Genomic DNA, 16,781 nt, shown 5'->3' with positions numbered 1-16,781 from the left:
TTAAAACCTCATCAAACTCTTCAGGCGCATATCACTGCGGATTGGCACGGATGCTGGAAAGCAACGATTTCAGGTTGGCAGCCTTGGGCTTGACCAGCCAGAAACGACGCAGGTAATCATCGAGGTTTTCGGCGAGGTTGCGGCCCCATTCGCTGCCGGTCTCCTCGACGTACTCGTCCAGCACGTGCTGCAAGTGGTTCCGGTAGGATTCCATGGCTTCGCCGCTGATCCGCTGGATCTCGACCAACTCGTGGTTGACCTTATCGACGAAGGTGTTGTCCTGGTCGAGCACGTAGGCGAAACCGCCGGTCATGCCCGAACCGAAGTTGTAACCGGTCTTGCCCAGTACCGCGACAAAGCCCCCGGTCATGTACTCGCAGCAGTGATCGCCAGTGCCTTCAACCACGGTGTGAGCACCGGAGTTACGCACCGCGAAACGCTCACCGGCAGTACCGGCGGCGAACAGCTTGCCACCCGTGGCGCCGTACAGGCAGGTGTTGCCGATGATCGCGCTTTCCTGCGACTTGTAGACGCTGCCGGTTGGCGGAACGATCACCAGCTTGCCGCCGGTCATGCCCTTGCCCACGTAGTCGTTGGCATCGCCTTCCAGGTACATGTGCAGGCCACCGGCGTTCCATACGCCGAAGCTCTGGCCAGCCGTGCCTTTGAAGCGGAAGGTGATCGGCGCCTTGGCCATACCCTGGTTGCCGTGCTTGCGTGCGATTTCGCCGGAGATGCGTGCGCCGATGGAACGGTCGCAGTTGCAGATATCCAGGGCGAATTCGCCACCGCTGGCGTCGTTGATCGAAGAGCTGGCCATCTCGACCATCTTCTCGGCCAACAGGCCTTTGTCGAACGGCGGGTTGCGGTCTACCTGGCAGAATTGTGGTTTGTCTGCCGGGATGTGATCGCTGCCCAACAGCGGCGTCAGGTCCAGGTGCTGTTGCTTGGCGGTCTGGCCTTCGAGGATGTCGAGCAGGTCAGTGCGGCCGATCAGCTCTTCCAGCGAACGCACGCCCAGCTTGGCCAGCCACTCACGGGTTTCTTCGGCGACGTAGGTGAAGAAATTCACCACCATGTCGACGGTGCCGATGTAGTGATCCTTGCGCAGCTTCTCGTTCTGAGTCGCCACGCCGGTGGCGCAGTTGTTCAGGTGGCAGATGCGCAGGTATTTGCAGCCCAGGGCGATCATTGGCGCGGTGCCGAAGCCGAAGCTTTCGGCGCCGAGAATCGCAGCCTTGATCACGTCGAGGCCGGTTTTCAGGCCGCCGTCGGTCTGCACCCGGACTTTGCCGCGCAAGTCGTTGCCGCGCAGGGTCTGGTGAGTTTCAGCCAGGCCGAGTTCCCACGGCGCACCGGCGTACTTGATCGAGGTCAGCGGCGAAGCGCCCGTGCCGCCGTCGTAGCCAGAGATGGTGATCAGGTCGGCATAGGCCTTGGCCACACCAGCGGCGATGGTGCCCACGCCGGCTTCTGCTACCAGTTTCACCGAGACCAGGGCCTGCGGGTTGACTTGCTTGAGGTCGAAAATCAGCTGCGACAAATCCTCGATCGAGTAGATGTCGTGGTGCGGCGGTGGCGAAATCAACGTCACGCCCGGCACTGCGTAACGCAGCTTGGCGATCAGACCGTTGACCTTGCCGCCTGGCAGCTGGCCGCCTTCACCGGGCTTGGCGCCCTGAGCGACTTTGATCTGCAACACTTCGGCGTTGACCAGGTATTCCGGGGTCACACCGAAACGGCCAGTCGCAACCTGCTTGATTTTCGAGCTCTTGATGGTGCCGTAGCGCGCCGGGTCTTCACCGCCTTCGCCGGAGTTGGAACGCGCACCCAGGCGGTTCATGGCTTCGGCCAGGGCTTCGTGCGCCTCAGGCGACAAGGCGCCCAGGGAAATGCCGGCGGAGTCGAAACGCTTGAGGATCGATTCCAATGGCTCGATCTCGCTGATGGCCAGCGGCGTGTCCAGGGTTTTCACCTTGAACAGGTCGCGAATCATCGACACCGGGCGGTTATCCACCAGCGCGGTGTATTCCTTGAACTTGGCGTAGTCGCCCTGTTGCACAGCGGCTTGCAGGGTGCTGACCACGTCCGGGTTGTAGGCGTGGTATTCGCCACCGTGCACGAACTTGAGCAGGCCGCCTTGCTGGATCGGCTTGCGCGCGCTCCAGGCTTCGGCTGCCAGGGCTTTCTGCTCGGCTTCGATATCGACGAAACGCGCGCCCTTGATGCGGCTTGGCACGCCACGGAAGCTCAGCTCGCAGACTTCTTCAGACAAGCCGATGGCTTCGAACAACTGCGCGCCACGGTAGGAGGTAACCGTGGAGATGCCCATCTTCGACAGGATCTTCAGCAGGCCCTTGGTGATGCCTTTACGGTAGTTCTTGAACACCTCGTAGAGGTCGCCCAGCACTTCACCGGTACGGATCAGGTCGCCGAGCACTTCGTACGCGAGGAACGGGTACACCGCCGAAGCACCGAAGCCGATCAACACCGCAAAGTGATGCGGGTCGCGGGCGGTGGCGGTTTCGACGAGGATGTTGGAGTCGCAACGCAGGCCTTTTTCGGTCAGGCGGTGGTGCACGGCACCGGTCGCCAGCGAAGCGTGGATCGGCAACTTGCCCGGGGCAATGTGGCGGTCGGTCAGCACGATCTGGGTGCGACCGGCACGCACGGCTTCTTCGGCCTGGTCAGCGACGTTACGCACAGCGGCTTCAAGGCCGAGGCTCTCGTCGTAGTTCAGGTCGATGATCTGGCGCTCGAAGCCTGGGCGATCCAGGGTCATCAACGAGCGCCACTTGGCCGGGGACACCACTGGCGAACTGAGGATTACGCGGGAAGCGTGCTCAGGCGATTCCTGGAAGATGTTGCGCTCGGCACCGAGGCACACTTCCAGCGACATCACGATGGCTTCACGCAGCGGGTCGATCGGTGGGTTGGTCACCTGGGCGAACTGCTGACGGAAATAGTCGTACGGCGTGCGCACGCGCTGGGACAGCACGGCCATTGGCGTGTCATCGCCCATGGAGCCGACGGCCTCGTAACCTTGCTCGCCGAGCGGACGCAGTACCTGGTCGCGCTCTTCGAACGTGACTTGATACATCTTCATGTACTGCTTGAGCTGGTCGACATCGTAGAAAGCCGAACCGTGGTCGTTGTCTTCCATGGTCGCCTGGATGCGCAGGGCGTTCTTGCGCAGCCATTGCTTGTACGGGTGACGCGACTTTAAGCGGTTGTCGATGGCGTCGGTGTCGAGGATCTGACCGGTTTCGGTGTCCACGGCTAGGATTTGGCCAGGGCCTACGCGGCCTTTTGCGATAACGTCTTCAGGCTTGTAGTCCCACACGCCGATTTCCGACGCCAGGGTGATGAAACCGTTGGTGGTGGTGACCCAACGCGCCGGGCGCAGGCCGTTACGGTCGAGCAGGCAGACCGCATAGCGGCCGTCGGTCATGACCACGCCCGCCGGGCCGTCCCACGGCTCCATGTGCATCGAGTTGTACTCGTAGAACGCACGCAGGTCCGGGTCCATGGTTTCGACGTTCTGCCACGCAGGCGGAATGATCATGCGCACGCCACGGAACAGGTCGATGCCGCCGGTGACCATCAGTTCGAGCATGTTGTCCATGCTGGAGGAGTCGGAACCCACGCGGTTGACCAGCGGGCCGAGCTCTTCGAGGTCCATCAAATCGTTGGCGAACTTGGTGCGACGGGCCACAGCCCAGTTGCGGTTGCCGGTGATGGTGTTGATCTCGCCGTTGTGGGCGAGAAAGCGGAATGGCTGGGCCAGCGGCCATTTCGGCAAGGTGTTGGTAGAGAAGCGCTGGTGGAACACGCAGATCGCGGTTTGCAGGCGCTCGTCTTTAAGGTCTGGATAGAAGGCGGTCAAATCCGCCGGCATCATCAGGCCTTTATAAATGATGGTCTTGTGCGAAAAGCTGCAGATGTAGTGGTCGGTGTCGGCGGCATTGGACACCGACGAACGACGACGCGAGGTGAACAGCTTGATCGCCATGTCCTGATCGCTCAGGCCGTCACCTGCGATGAACACTTGTTCGATCTGCGGCAGGCGCTCCAGCGCCAGGCGGCCGAGCACGCTGGTGTCGATCGGCACTTTGCGCCAGCCGACGAGTTGCAGGCCGGCGGCAGCGATTTCGCGGTTCATGTTCTCGCGAGCGGCTTCGGCTTTTACCGGGTCCTGGTTGAAGAACACCATGCCCACGGCGTATTGCTTGGGCAAGTCGGCGCCGAAATGCTCTTTGGCGACAGCGCGCAGGAATTGGTCGGGCTTTTGAATCAGCAAGCCGCAACCGTCACCGGTCTTGCCGTCGGCGTTGATCCCACCGCGGTGGGTCATGCAGGTCAGGGCCTCGATGGCCGTTTGCAAAAGGGTATGACTGGGCTCGCCCTGCATGTGGGCTATCAGGCCGAAACCGCAGTTATCCTTGAATTCATCGGGTTGGTACAGACCTGCTTTCATAGACACTTTCTCACCAGGCTGCCTCTTATGACGAGGCAAATTTCTTTTCAATTCAACCGGTTACCTTCCACGCCGAACGTACGCCGGCTTAGCGGGGGCAAAAGGGAGGTCATTGTACACACCGACACGAACGCTCACAAATTTAGCGACGAAATGTCGCAAATCTATGTCGCATTTATGAAAGGTTTAAAGCGATATGCTGTGCTAGTCAAAACTTTTTTAATTTTGACCGCTACGACTCAAAAGCTACTGTGACGCAGACACCACAAAGCGCGCGGCCTTCAGGGCTGCACGCTGTCTGGTTTTTTTTGAGGTGCCGAGAGGGCGGCCTGGGTAAGGCCGCCGGATCTTCAGCGAGCTGTTGCGAGTTCTTGTTGAACGCTGGCGACAGTGCGAGGCCAAGGTTTACCAGCCTGAACCTTCGCTGGCAAGGCCTTGATAGCGGATTCAGCGGCTGCACGGCTGGAGAAGTTGCCGTACGTGATCACGTAGAGAGGCTTGCCGTTGAGCACTTTCTTGAAATAACGGTACTCGCCGCCCTGCTCTTTCACGAACGCCTGGGCGTTGGCTTCAGAGCTGGTGCCGAGGATCTGCACCACGAAGTTGCCGGTAGGCTGGCTGGAATACCAGCCGCTGCCGGCGGCACCGGCCTTGGCAACGGTGGCGGCTGGTTTTTCAACCGGCTTGGCCGCGGGAGCAGGCGCTGGCTTGGCAACTGGCGCAGGTGCGACAGGTTTGGCTACTGGTGCCGGCTTGGCGGTAGCAACGGTTGGCGCTGGAGTCGGTTTGGCCGCCGGGGTGGCTGCCGGGCCGGCCGGTACGCCAGCAGGCGGCGCGGTGGTGGTCACGGTCGGCGGCGTGGCGCTGGAGCCTTCCACCGGCACGCCGTCGTCGCCTTCGGAGATGCCACCGGCTTCTTCGGCGAGTGGGCCGCGCATGACAGGCTGGCCAACCATTGGCAGGTTGGTCGGTTGACCGGAGTTGGCGAATTCGACGTTTGGCGTGGGCTTGCCCAGTGGCAACTGCGCCTGTTCGGTTGGCGCACCGGCGGTGGCGGGTGCTTTGCTGCGGCCTGGGATCAACCAGGCAGCGGCGACAGCGACCACGACAACGGCGGAAATCGCCAATACGTGCTTCTTAGGCATAGTGAACCCCATCTTTGGACGCTTCACCGCAGAGCGGCTGGCAATCATGGCTTCGATCAAGGCATCGCGGGCAACCTGGTTGATGGTGCCAGGCCAGCCGTCGGAGCTTTCGTGAATATCAGAGATCTGCGAAGCGGAGAAAAGTTCGATACCTGCCCCTGCGCCCTCAAGGCGTTGAGCCAAGTATTCGCGGGTCTCTTCCTCTTCGTACGGCTGCAGCTCGATGACGTGAAACAGCTCCTGCTCACCGCTGATCTGCTCCAGATCGGCGATCAACGACGACTCGCCAAACAGGAACACATGCGGACGGCCTTCCGGCGTGCCCGCCGCCAGCGCCAACAGCGCTTCCAGGGCGGACTCGTCGAGCTGCTCGGCGTCATCCACCAGCAGGTAGACTTCCTGCCCGGTCAGGCCCAACTGCACCACTTGCTTGAGGATCGCGTTCGGCTCGGCCGTGGCAACGTTCAGGGCCTGCGCCACTTGGCGCAACACACCGGCCGCATCACCGGCGCCACGGGCCGACACCACCACGCTCTGCACCGATTGCTTGTTGGTGCTGGCAACCAGCGCCTGACGCAGCAAGGTCTTGCCGCTGCCCAGCGGGCCGGTTACTACCAGCAGCAGCTGGCTGTAGCGCGCCAGATGGTGCAGTTGGCCAAGCACCGGCTTGCGCTGGGCAGGGAAAAATTTGAAGCCAGGCACCCGTGGAGCAAAAGGGTCGTGGCTTAACTGGTAATGGCCGAGGAACGCCTCGTCGGCATGCAAACTAGTCATCGGGATCTTATTAACCTTTAAGCTGGGCCAGGGCGCGGTAATCCGCTCCCAGCGTGGCCTGTAAAATCTCTTTCGGATAATCGTCGGTCACTACCGCTTCGCCGATGTGGCGCAGCAGCACCAGTCGCAGGCGACCGTCGATCACTTTCTTGTCTATTGCCATATGTTCGAGGAAATCCGCCTCGGTCATCTCCGCAGGCGGAATGACCGGCAAACCGGCGCGCTGGAACAGGCGAATGCCGCGATCACGCTCCTGGGCGCTGATCCAGCCCAGGCGCTGCGACATCTCCAACGCCATCACCGTGCCCGCCGCGACGGCTTCCCCATGCAACCACACACCATAGCCCATGTGCGTTTCGATCGCATGGCCGAAGGTGTGGCCCAGGTTCAGGGTAGCCCGCACGCCGGACTCACGCTCGTCGGCATTGACCACCAACGCCTTGGCGGCGCAGGAGCGGGAAATCGCTTCGGTCAGGGCCACTTGGTCGAGGCCGCGCAGGGCGTCGACATGTTCTTCCAGCCAGGTCAGGAACGGCTCGTCGCAAATCAGCCCGTACTTGATGACTTCCGCCAGGCCCGCCGACAGCTCGCGCGGTGGCAGGGTGTTGAGCGTGGCGGTGTCGATCAGCACGGCTTGCGGCTGATAAAACGCGCCGACCATGTTCTTGCCCAGCGGGTGATTGATACCGGTTTTGCCGCCCACCGACGAATCGACCTGGGACAACAACGTGGTCGGCACCTGGATAAAGTCCACGCCGCGCTGATAGCAGGCCGCCGCAAAGCCGGCCATATCGCCGATCACACCGCCGCCCAGGGCGATCACGGTGGTCCGACGGTCATGACGCGCAGTCAGCAGGCCATCAAAAATCAGTTGCAGGGTTTCCCAGTTCTTGTGGGCCTCGCCGTCGGGCAGGATCACCGAAATCACCGAGTACGCCGCCAGGCTGCGGCTCAGACGCTCAAGATACAGCGGCGCGACCGTTTCGTTGGAGATGATCGCCACTTGCCGCCCGGCAATGTGCGGTGCGAGCAACTCGGGCTGGTCCAACAAACCCTCGCCAATATGGATTGGGTAGCTGCGCTCGCCTAGATCGACCTTAAGTGTCTGCATGTGTCCCCGCGTGAAGATGTATTGACGATCGGCAACGCTCACATCTGACGTCGCCTGATGGCTCTACGCCACACCTCGAAGGGTGATAGCGCGCCGCCGAGAATAGCGCATTTCGGGCCTGGCTTTAACGGGGCGGCAACTGCTGCAAGCGCTCAAGAATGTCGAGAACCACCATTCGTGGCGGCCGCTCATCGGTTTCCACCACCAGATCGGCGATTTCCCGGTACAGCGGATCGCGCAGCGTGAGCAGATCCCTCAAGGTTTTTGCAGGATCAGCAGTGCGCAGTAACGGACGATTGCGATCGCGGGCGGTACGGCCCACTTGCTGCTCGACCGAGGCATGCAGGTAGACCACGCGACCACCGGCGTGCAGCGCCCGGCGGTTTTCATCGCGCATCACGGCACCACCGCCGGTGGCCAATACCACGCCATCGCAGCCGCACAGCTCGGCAATCATCGCCTGCTCGCGGTCGCGAAAGCCCAGCTCGCCTTCCTTATCGAAGATCCACGGGATATTGGCGCCCGTGCGCAATTCAATTTCCTTATCGGAGTCTTTGAATGGCAGGCGCAGCTCTTTGGCCAGCAAACGGCCGATGGTGCTTTTTCCAGCCCCCATCGGTCCTACAAGAATCAAATTTCGCACAGAATCAACGACTCACAGCAATCGCCTGGTTATTCATAATACGCGGAGTCAGAAATACCAGCAGCTCGGATTTTCTTTCTGCCAATACATCGCGCCGGAAAAGGCGGCCAAGATACGGTACATCGCCCAAAAATGGCACTTTATCTACCACTTTGCTTTGGGTAGTGGAGAAAACCCCGCCGATGACGATGGTCTCGCCATCCTTGACCAGCACCTTGGCGTTGACTTCGTTTTTCTTGATCGGCGGCACGTCGTTGAGTTTGTTCAGGTAGTCGGGCTCATCCTTGGTCACCCTTACGTCCATGATCACCCAGTCATCCGGGGTGATTTGCGGCGTCACCTCCAGTGACAGCGAGGCCTCCTTGAACGACACCGACGTGGCCCCCTGGGAGGTCGATTCCTGATAGGGAATCTCGGTGCCCTTGAGGATGCGCGCAGTCTCCTTGTCGGACGTGACCACCTTGGGCTGCGAGACGATTTCGCCATTGCCGGATTTCTCCATCGCGGTCAATTCCAGGTCCAGCAACAGGTTGTCGGTGATAAAGGCGAGGCCCAGGCCTGAAGTCCCGGTGAGTGAGCCCAGGTCAACAAACGGCGAACTGGGCGGATTTTCCGGGGGCTCGGCACCTTCGGCCAAGGACTTGCCGATACCGCCAGCACCCCAGTTGCCCCGGTTGAGCCGCCCACCCCAGCGCACGCCCAGGTTTCTGTCGTAATCCACGTTGGCTTCTACGATCCGCGCCTCGATCATCACCTGGCGCACCGGAATATCCAGCTGCGCCACGATGCGCCGCAGCTCTTCGAGCCGCTCGCTGGTCTGATAGGCGATGATGTTGTTGGTGCGGTCGTCCACCGCCACGGAACCACGCTCGTCGGCGATGCCTTCCAGGCCGGTCACTGACTGGAACAGCCTGGCCAGGTCCGCCGCCTTGGCGTAATTGACCTGCAACAGTTCCCGCCGCAAGGGTGCAAGCTCGGCCATCTGTTTTCGCGCCTCCAGCGTCAGCAGCTCGCGAGCCGCCAACTCGTCGGCGGGCGCCACCAGCAATACACCGGCCTTCACGCGTTTATCCAGGCCCTTGCTCTGCAGGACCAGGTCCAGCGCCTGGTCCCAGGGCACATCCTTGAGCCGCAAGGTGATTGAACCCTGCACTTCATCACTGGCCACCAGGTTAAGGCCAGCCACGTCGGCGATCTGTTGCAGCACCGTGCGCAGCTCGATGTTCTGGAAATTGAGGTTGAGTTTGTCGCCGGTAAACGCGCCCGCAACCGCGTTGCCAGGGGGCGGCAGCTGGATCAAATCCACGCGATTGGGCACAGCAACAGCCATCGGTGCCGTGAACGCTATCCATAGCGCCACACCGAAGGACGAGAAAGTCCTTTTCATTGGTTTTATTCCGTTATGAGTTGACGTTCAATACGAGGGTTCGTGAGCGCTCAAGCCAGGCGCCCTGTTCATCGGGGAATAACTCGGCCAATTCGACGTGGCCGGCATGAATGGCGGTGACCCGACCGTGGTTTGGCCCCAGATAGTCGCCAATCGCAAGCCGATGCACCGTCGAGGCCGCGCGCAGTAACACGAAGTCCTGCACGCCACGGGACAAGGTGCCGACCATTTCGAACTGATCGACCGCGAGGCCTTCGAGTACGCTGCGCTGCCGTGTGAGGTCCGGTGGAGGTGCGGGCCGGCCAGCTACAGGCCCGGCCTGCAATTGCGGCGGCCGGAACGGGTCGCGCAAGATCGCAGCGGCGACAACCCGCGCGCCCGGTTCGGCGGCTGTAGCGTCATGCAAGCCGCTTCGATAAGTCTTCGCCAGCAGTTCAACGCGCAGCAACGCCCCATCAGGTCGAAGGGCGATATCGTGCACGGTGACGATTCGCGACAACCCGCCCAGCGCATTCACGAACGCCGTCAGGTCGTGAAACGTGCCGGTGGCGCCAATTTGCAAGGGTTGCTCGACATAAAACGGCAGCGGCTGCTCATCCAGTACGGTGATGCTTTCAACCGCCAAGCCATTGGCCGCCGCCAACCGCGCCAGGTCTTCCAACAACCCCGGCATCCGTGCTTCGCCGGGCAGTTGCCGCAACAACTCATCCATTTTTGCCTGGCCTGGCTCCAACTGGCGAGCCCGCCCCTCAAGACTGGCGGATACAGTGTTTTTTTCCACTTGCTGCGCTTGCAAGGCTACTTCCTGCGCCTCCAACGCCTGCAGCCGCTGCCGTGACGGGTTCAAGAGCAGGCCTTCGCCCACCAGCAGCAACAGTCCCGCCAGCGCACAGCCCAACAGGACCCTGCTCGGCAGGGGCCATTTCGAAGCGTTGTAGGACAGCGTGGAAAAGTCGAGCCTGGGCAGGCTCACGGCTGGGCCTCGGTGGATGCCCCTTGGCGCACCATCAATTGAAATTCATTGGCGCCCCGCTCACCTTCCGCCCGCACGTGCTGCAACCGAGTGGTACGGGCACCTTCGGAGGCTTCCAGGCGGCGCATCAACTGGGCGATATCCTGGCTGGATTCAGCGCTGCCGCTGACACTCACCGTATCGCCCTTCGCAACCACCTCATGCAGATGCACGCCATCAGGCACCGCACGGGCCAACTGGTCGAGGAGCTGGGCACTGGCCGAGCGGGCCTCGTGCAGGTCCTGCACGACCTTCATGCGCTTCGCCAATTGCTGGCTTTGCTCTTGAAGGTCATCAATGGTCTTTATGCGCGAATCGAGGACCGCGATGTCCTTGCCCAAGTGGTTATTGCGCGTCACTTGCCGGTCGATCGCGCGGTCAATCACCTGATCGGCCAGCCACACTGCCGCGAGCGCCACACAGCCGAAGGCGAGCAAACACATCAGGAAGTATTTGCGCCGCCGTTCCGCCAGGGCCTGTCGCCATGGCAAAAGATTGATTCGTGTCATTCAGCGAAACTCCTGAGGGCCAACCCGCAAGCAATTCCCATCCCGTGGGCATCCACGGCCCATTGCGCACCGTCGACTCGACGACCCGGCATGAAGCTGGCGAAATCCTGACGGCAAGCGCGCTCCAATGCAAACCCTTCCACATCCACCACCCGTGCGACAAGCCCCGCCAAGTTCAAAACCGCTTTCCGGGCTTCGATCTGTGCCCTGAGGCACGCCGCCAACACCACCTCGACCCGACCAGCAGATTGAGCCGAAGGGCCGCGCACCTGAAAGTCGAGGGCGACGTCATCCAATGGGTAGGGAATGTACTGATCGGCTTCCATCTGAATCATCCAGGCCATTTCGGCGTCGCTGAGCCCCGCTTCCATTTCGATCACCCGCGTGATGACCGAGGGCCCAGCCACGGCAACCGCTGCCTGCCGGGCCGAGGTACGCATCCGCGACAATGCCTCAAGCAGCGCCTGGCCTACGCCATCAAGGTCCAACAACGCGCCGTCAACCACCGCGCGGGCAGGAAGCCCCCGCGTGGCGTAGCTCTCGACGCTATACCCATCAGCCGTGCGGCCCAGTTCGATCAGCTTGATGCCGCTGTCATTGATGTCGACACCCAGGACGGTGTCGACTTTTCGCCTGAAAAATCCCTTTCTCATAAAACTCCCTAAAACTTTGCCTGTCATACCGCCTGATTGCTGCCGGGCGAGGTGCATTCGGTCGACTTGTTTGAGCCTCGCGAATGACGCCTCAGGCCGAAAATGCTTTAATGCCCAGCGTTTTTTCCCGCTTTTTATCTGCCGCTCGGGTCGATCCATCGTTTGCCATGCATGCCCCGACGCCTAACTCATTCTTTTCTCTGGAAATCCAAAAGCCTTGATTCGTCTGCTGAAGTTTTTCGGGTACTCCATTGTCGCGATCGTCTGCGGGCTGATGCTCGTACTCAGCGGTGCATACCTCTACCTTAGTCCGGGTTTGCCCTCCGTAGAGGCGCTCAGAAGTATCCAGTTGCAGATTCCTTTGCGGGTCTACAGCAGCGATGAAAAGCTGATCGCGGAGTTCGGCGAAATGCGCCGCACACCGATCCGTTTCGCCGATATTCCGCCCAATTTCATCAATGCCCTGCTCTCGGCTGAGGATGATAATTTCGCCAATCACTACGGCGTCGACCCGAGCAGCCTGGTGCGTGCGGCCACGCAGTTGGTAAAAAGCGGACACATTCAATCCGGCGGCAGCACCATCACCATGCAGGTGGCGAAGAACTTCTTCCTCACCAGCGAACGCAGCTTTTCGCGCAAAGCCACCGAGATTCTGCTGGCGTTGCAGATCGAGCGTCAGCTGACCAAGGACGAGATCCTTGAGCTGTACGTGAACAAGATTTACCTGGGCAACCGTGCCTACGGCATCGAAGCGGCGTCGCAGGTCTACTACGGCAAGTCGATTCGTGACGCCAGCCTGGCGCAGATGGCAATGATTGCCGGCCTGCCCAAGGCGCCGTCGCGCTTCAACCCCCTGGCCAACCCTGCGCGCAGCAAAGAGCGTCGCGACTGGATCCTGGGGCGCATGTACAAGCTGGGCAAGATCGACCAGGCCGCCTATGAAAGCGCAGTGGCCGAGCCGCTGAACGCCAGCTACCACGTGCCGACGCCAGAAGTGAACGCGCCGTACATCGCCGAAATGGCGCGCGCCGAGATGGTCGGCCGCTACGGCAGCGAGGCCTACACCGAAGGTTTCCGCGTGACCACGACGGTGCCGAGCGACCTGCAGGAAATTGCCAATAGCTCGGTGCACTCAGGCTTGGTCGCCTACGACCAGCGCCACGGCTACCGCGGCCCCGAGTCACGCCTGCCAGGCAAGACCCTGAGCGCCTGGACCACTGAGTTGGGCAAACAACGCCCGATCAGCGGCCTGGAGCCGGCCATCGTTACCCAGGTGATGAAAGATGGCGTTCAGGTGCTGACTCGCTCCGGCGAAGCGCATGTGGCGTGGGACAGCATGAAGTGGGCACGCCCCTTCCTGAACACCAACAGCATGGGCCCGATGCCCAAGCAGCCGTCCGACGTGGCCCAAGTGGGTGACTTGATCCGCGTGCAACGCCAGAAAGACGACAGCCTGAAATTCAGCCAGGTGCCTTTGGCTCAAGGCGCGCTCGTGTCCCTGGACCCGCAAAACGGTGCAATTCGTGCCCTGGTCGGCGGCTTTGCCTTCGAGCAGAGCAACTACAACCGCGCCACCCAGGCCAAGCGTCAGCCGGGTTCGAGCTTCAAGCCCTTCATCTACAGCGCCGCACTGGACAATGGCTACACCGCCGCCAGCCTGGTCAACGATGCGCCGATCGTGTTTGTCGACGAGTACCTGGACAAGGTCTGGCGCCCGAAGAACGACACCAACACCTTCCTCGGCCCGATCCGCGTGCGCGAAGCGCTGTACAAGTCGCGTAACCTGGTGTCGATCCGCCTGCTGCAAGCGATGGGTGTGGGCAAGACCATCGACTACATCACGCGCTTTGGCTTCAACAAGTCGGACCTGCCGCCGAACCTGTCCCTGGCCTTGGGCACCGCGACCCTCACGCCGATGGAAATCGCCACCGGCTGGAGCACCTTTGCCAACGGCGGCTACAAGATTTCACCGTACCTGATCGACAAGATCGAAAGCCGCAACGGCGACACCCTGTTTACCGCCAACCCGCCACGCGTGCCGGGCGATGTGGTCAACGGCGTAGCAGCCACTGATGGTTTGGCGGCACCGAGCAACGGCGGCATCACCATCAATCCGACCCCAGGTACAGCGCCAGCCGCAAACGCTGCAGCGCCCACCGAACCACAAGCGCCAGCCGTCGCTGAGCGTGTCGTGGATGGCCGCACCACCTACATCCTCAACAGCATCCTCGAAGACGTGATCAAGAAAGGCACCGGCCGCCGTGCACTGGCCCTGGGCCGTGCAGACATCGCGGGCAAGACCGGTACCACCAACGACTCCAAGGACGCCTGGTTCTCGGGCTACAACGCCGACTACGTGACCACGGTGTGGACCGGTTACGACCAGCCGGAGAGCCTTGGCCGTCGCGAGTTTGGTGGCACCGTCGCACTGCCGATCTGGATGAGCTACATGGGCGCGGCCCTGAAGGACAAGCCGCTGCACACCCAGCCTGAGCCGGAAGGCATCCTGAGCCTGCGGATCGATCCAGTGAGTGGCCGTGCGGCGTCGCCAAGCACGCCGAATGCGTACTTCGAGCTGTTCAAGAGCGAAGACACACCGCCGTCGGTCAACGAGCTGGGCAATGGCGTTGCACCGGGCAGCCCGCTGCCGGCAGATGAGGCGGCGCCGATCGATTTGTTCTGATGAGATCCCGAGCCTGATACAGCTCCCAATGTGGGAGCTGCCACATTTGGATCTCTGCAAGGCTCACGTTAATCACCAGCCACAAAAAAAGCCCCGACTCGCGAGAGCCGGGGCTTTTTGTTTGGTGCGCTACAACGGCTTAGCCGTTGAACACATCATCCACGCTTTGCAGCGGGTAGTGCTTCGGATACGGCAGGGTGGCCACACCGGTCTCGATGGCGGCTTTGGCCACGGCATCGGAGATCAGGGTGATCAGGCGCTTATCCATTGGTTTCGGAATGATGTACTCACGACCGAATTCCAGCTTGGCGCCACCGTAGGCGTCGCACACGTCCTGAGGCACTGGCAGCTTGGCCAGTTCACGCAGGGCGTTGGCGGCAGCCACTTTCATCTCTTCGTTGATGCGCTTGGCGCGAACGTCCAGGGCACCACGGAAGATGAACGGGAAGCCCAGCACGTTGTTGACCTGGTTCGGGTAGTCCGAACGGCCAGTGGCCATGATCACGTCGCTGCGGGTGGCGTGCGCCAGTTCCGGCGAGATCTCTGGGTCCGGGTTGGAGCAGGCGAACACGATCGGGTTGGCCGCCATGGTTTTCAGGCCTTCGGCGCTCAGCAGGTTCGGGCCGGACAGGCCAACGAACACGTCTGCACCGTCAAGGGCATCAGCCAGGGTGCGCTTGTCGGTAGCGTGGGCAAACATCGCCTTGTACTGGTTCAGGTCGGTACGCTCGGACTGAACAACGCCCTTGCTGTCGACCATGAAGATGTTTTCCAGCTTGGCACCCATGCTCACCAGCAATTTCATGCAGGAGATGGCCGCAGCGCCAGCACCCAGGCAGACGATCTGTGCATCAGCCAGGGTTTTGCCGGCGATTTCCAGGGCGTTGATCATGCCGGCCGCGGTAACGATCGCGGTGCCGTGCTGGTCATCGTGGAATACCGGGATGTCGCACTGTTCGATCAGGGCCTTTTCGATCTCGAAGCACTCAGGTGCCTTGATGTCTTCCAGGTTGATGCCACCGAAGGTGATGGAAATGCGCTTTACGGTGTCGATGAAAGCTTGCGGGCTCTCGGAATCGACTTCGATGTCGAAGACGTCGATGCCGGCAAAGCGCTTGAACAGCACGCCTTTACCTTCCATGACTGGCTTGGAAGCCAATGGGCCGAGGTTACCCAGGCCGAGAATCGCGGTGCCATCGGAAATCACTGCAACCAGGTTGCCTTTGCCGGTGTACTTGTACGCCAGTTCAGGGTCGCGGGCGATTTCACGTACGGGCTCGGCAACGCCAGGGCTGTAGGCCAGCGACAGGTCGCGGGCGGTGGCAGTGGCTTTGGTGAGCTCTACACTCAGCTTTCCTGGACGAGGATGGGCATGATATTCGAGAGCGGCAGTTTTCAAATCAGACATATCGGCATTCCGCTTTTACTGTTGGTCGACGGACCGCCGAGGATACGCGTGTCGCAAAGTCCCTACAAGACTGGGCAGTCACAGGTGTCAAGGGCCCTGCGCTACGACTTTTGGCCAAGAGCCACGGGATACAAGGGCTCAACTGTTCACAATCGACTTAAAAAATGTCTACAATTTTTTTTGTTAAAAGTCGGTTTGAGCGATGCATTGCCAAATTGCAGGTACAAAAAAGGCGTCCACAAGGGACGCCTTTTTCAACAGCTGGCAAAAACCCAAAGGGCTTTTGAGCCTTACTCTGCTGGAGTAGCAGCAGGCTTCTTGCCGAAAGCACCAAAGCGATCTGCGAAGCGCTGTACACGGCCGCCGGTGTCCAGAGTTTTCTGCTTACCGGTGTAGAACGGGTGGCACTCGTTGCATACGTCAGTACCCAGTGGCTTGCACAGGTTCGAACGTGTTTCGAACTTGTTGCCGCAGCTGCAGGTTACTTCGATGGTTTCGTACGCTGGATGGATATCGGCTTTCATGGCACTTCCTCGGGCTAGCGTGCCGCCACTCGACACTATTGTCGAATACCGCACGTAATTAGGCCGCGGATTCTACCAGACCTTTTTAATCGTGCAAGCGGTGGGAGGTATTGGCTGTGTAGATAAAAGCGCCTTTCATCAGAAATTGTGGGTATGTCACGAGTCCTGTGGGGGCCGGGCTTGACCGTGATGGCGGTGTGTGGGGTGGTGCGTTTGGCGAGTCGCGGGATTGGCATCTACACGTTTTTATGGCTTGGGTTTTGCGGTTTGTGTGGGTTCGTTGGGTACATATCCGGTATTGGGGTGATGGCTTCTATGGGTTCCGCTCTTACAGCGGGTCACTTTCGAAAAGCGCGAAAGTAACCAAAGCGCTCTTGCCCCACCACTCGGCACCTCGCTGTGGCTCGGTGTGCCCGCACTCCGGCATTACTCCGCGGGCCGCCGCCACGCGCCAT

General features: G+C 60.8%; 10 protein-coding genes and 1 pseudogene. 1 reads left to right on the top strand and 10 read right to left on the bottom strand.

Annotated elements, in window-relative coordinates:
• Positions 1-31: 31 nt before the first annotated feature.
• The 8 genes and pseudogenes from gltB to pilM form a co-directional block, all read right to left on the bottom strand.
• Complete coding sequence (gene gltB, locus WBB95_RS26180) at positions 32-4,477, bottom strand: glutamate synthase large subunit (RefSeq protein WP_424490212.1); 4,446 nt, start codon at positions 4,475-4,477, stop codon at positions 32-34.
• A gap of 350 nt (positions 4,478-4,827) precedes the next feature.
• Positions 4,828-6,396 carry an SPOR domain-containing protein gene (locus tag WBB95_RS26175; RefSeq protein WP_424490211.1) on the bottom strand — a complete coding sequence of 523 codons (1,569 nt, stop codon included), beginning with the start codon at positions 6,394-6,396 and terminating at the stop codon, positions 4,828-4,830.
• A gap of 10 nt (positions 6,397-6,406) precedes the next feature.
• The gene (gene aroB / locus WBB95_RS26170) at positions 6,407-7,507 is read right to left on the bottom strand and encodes a 3-dehydroquinate synthase (RefSeq protein WP_424490210.1); all 1,101 of its coding nucleotides are present in this window, start codon (positions 7,505-7,507) and stop codon (positions 6,407-6,409) included.
• A 124-nt stretch (positions 7,508-7,631) separates the two neighbouring features.
• Positions 7,632-8,150, bottom strand: coding sequence for a shikimate kinase AroK (gene aroK / locus WBB95_RS26165; RefSeq protein WP_017138567.1), 519 nt, complete (start codon positions 8,148-8,150; stop codon positions 7,632-7,634).
• A gap of 4 nt (positions 8,151-8,154) precedes the next feature.
• A pseudogene (locus WBB95_RS26160) lies at positions 8,155-9,405 on the bottom strand (type IV pilus secretin PilQ); the annotation flags it as partial.
• A gap of 145 nt (positions 9,406-9,550) precedes the next feature.
• Positions 9,551-10,510 carry a pilus assembly protein PilP gene (locus tag WBB95_RS26155; RefSeq protein WP_424490209.1) on the bottom strand — a complete coding sequence of 320 codons (960 nt, stop codon included), beginning with the start codon at positions 10,508-10,510 and terminating at the stop codon, positions 9,551-9,553.
• Positions 10,507-11,058, bottom strand: a complete 552-nt coding sequence (locus WBB95_RS26150) for a PilN domain-containing protein (RefSeq protein WP_424490208.1) — start codon at positions 11,056-11,058, stop codon at positions 10,507-10,509. The genes WBB95_RS26155 and WBB95_RS26150 overlap by 4 nt, the downstream gene beginning before the upstream one ends.
• Positions 11,055-11,711, bottom strand: coding sequence for a type IV pilus biogenesis protein PilM (gene pilM, locus WBB95_RS26145; RefSeq protein ID WP_424490207.1), 657 nt, complete (start codon positions 11,709-11,711; stop codon positions 11,055-11,057). The genes WBB95_RS26150 and pilM overlap by 4 nt, the downstream gene beginning before the upstream one ends.
• A 220-nt stretch (positions 11,712-11,931) precedes the next feature.
• Here pilM and WBB95_RS26140 point away from each other — a divergent pair, with 220 nt between their 5' ends.
• Positions 11,932-14,394, top strand: a complete 2,463-nt coding sequence (locus WBB95_RS26140; RefSeq protein ID WP_424490226.1) for a penicillin-binding protein 1A — start codon at positions 11,932-11,934, stop codon at positions 14,392-14,394.
• Between the two features lie 139 nt (positions 14,395-14,533).
• On the opposite strand, the gene WBB95_RS26135 is transcribed toward WBB95_RS26140, so the two are convergent.
• Both WBB95_RS26135 and rpmE read right to left on the bottom strand, forming a co-directional pair.
• Complete coding sequence (locus tag WBB95_RS26135) at positions 14,534-15,802, bottom strand: malic enzyme-like NAD(P)-binding protein (RefSeq protein ID WP_122538156.1); 1,269 nt, start codon at positions 15,800-15,802, stop codon at positions 14,534-14,536.
• 290 nt (positions 15,803-16,092) lie between these two features.
• Positions 16,093-16,326, bottom strand: coding sequence for a 50S ribosomal protein L31 (rpmE, locus tag WBB95_RS26130; protein ID WP_005784030.1), 234 nt, complete (start codon positions 16,324-16,326; stop codon positions 16,093-16,095).
• Positions 16,327-16,781 lie beyond the last annotated feature (455 nt).

The sequence above is a fragment of the Pseudomonas sp. genome (assembly GCF_049645325.1).
GTDB lineage: Bacteria > Pseudomonadota > Gammaproteobacteria > Pseudomonadales > Pseudomonadaceae > Aquipseudomonas.
The sequence above is the reverse complement of the archived record's forward strand: the minus strand, read 5'-3'. Positions and strand labels throughout refer to the sequence as shown.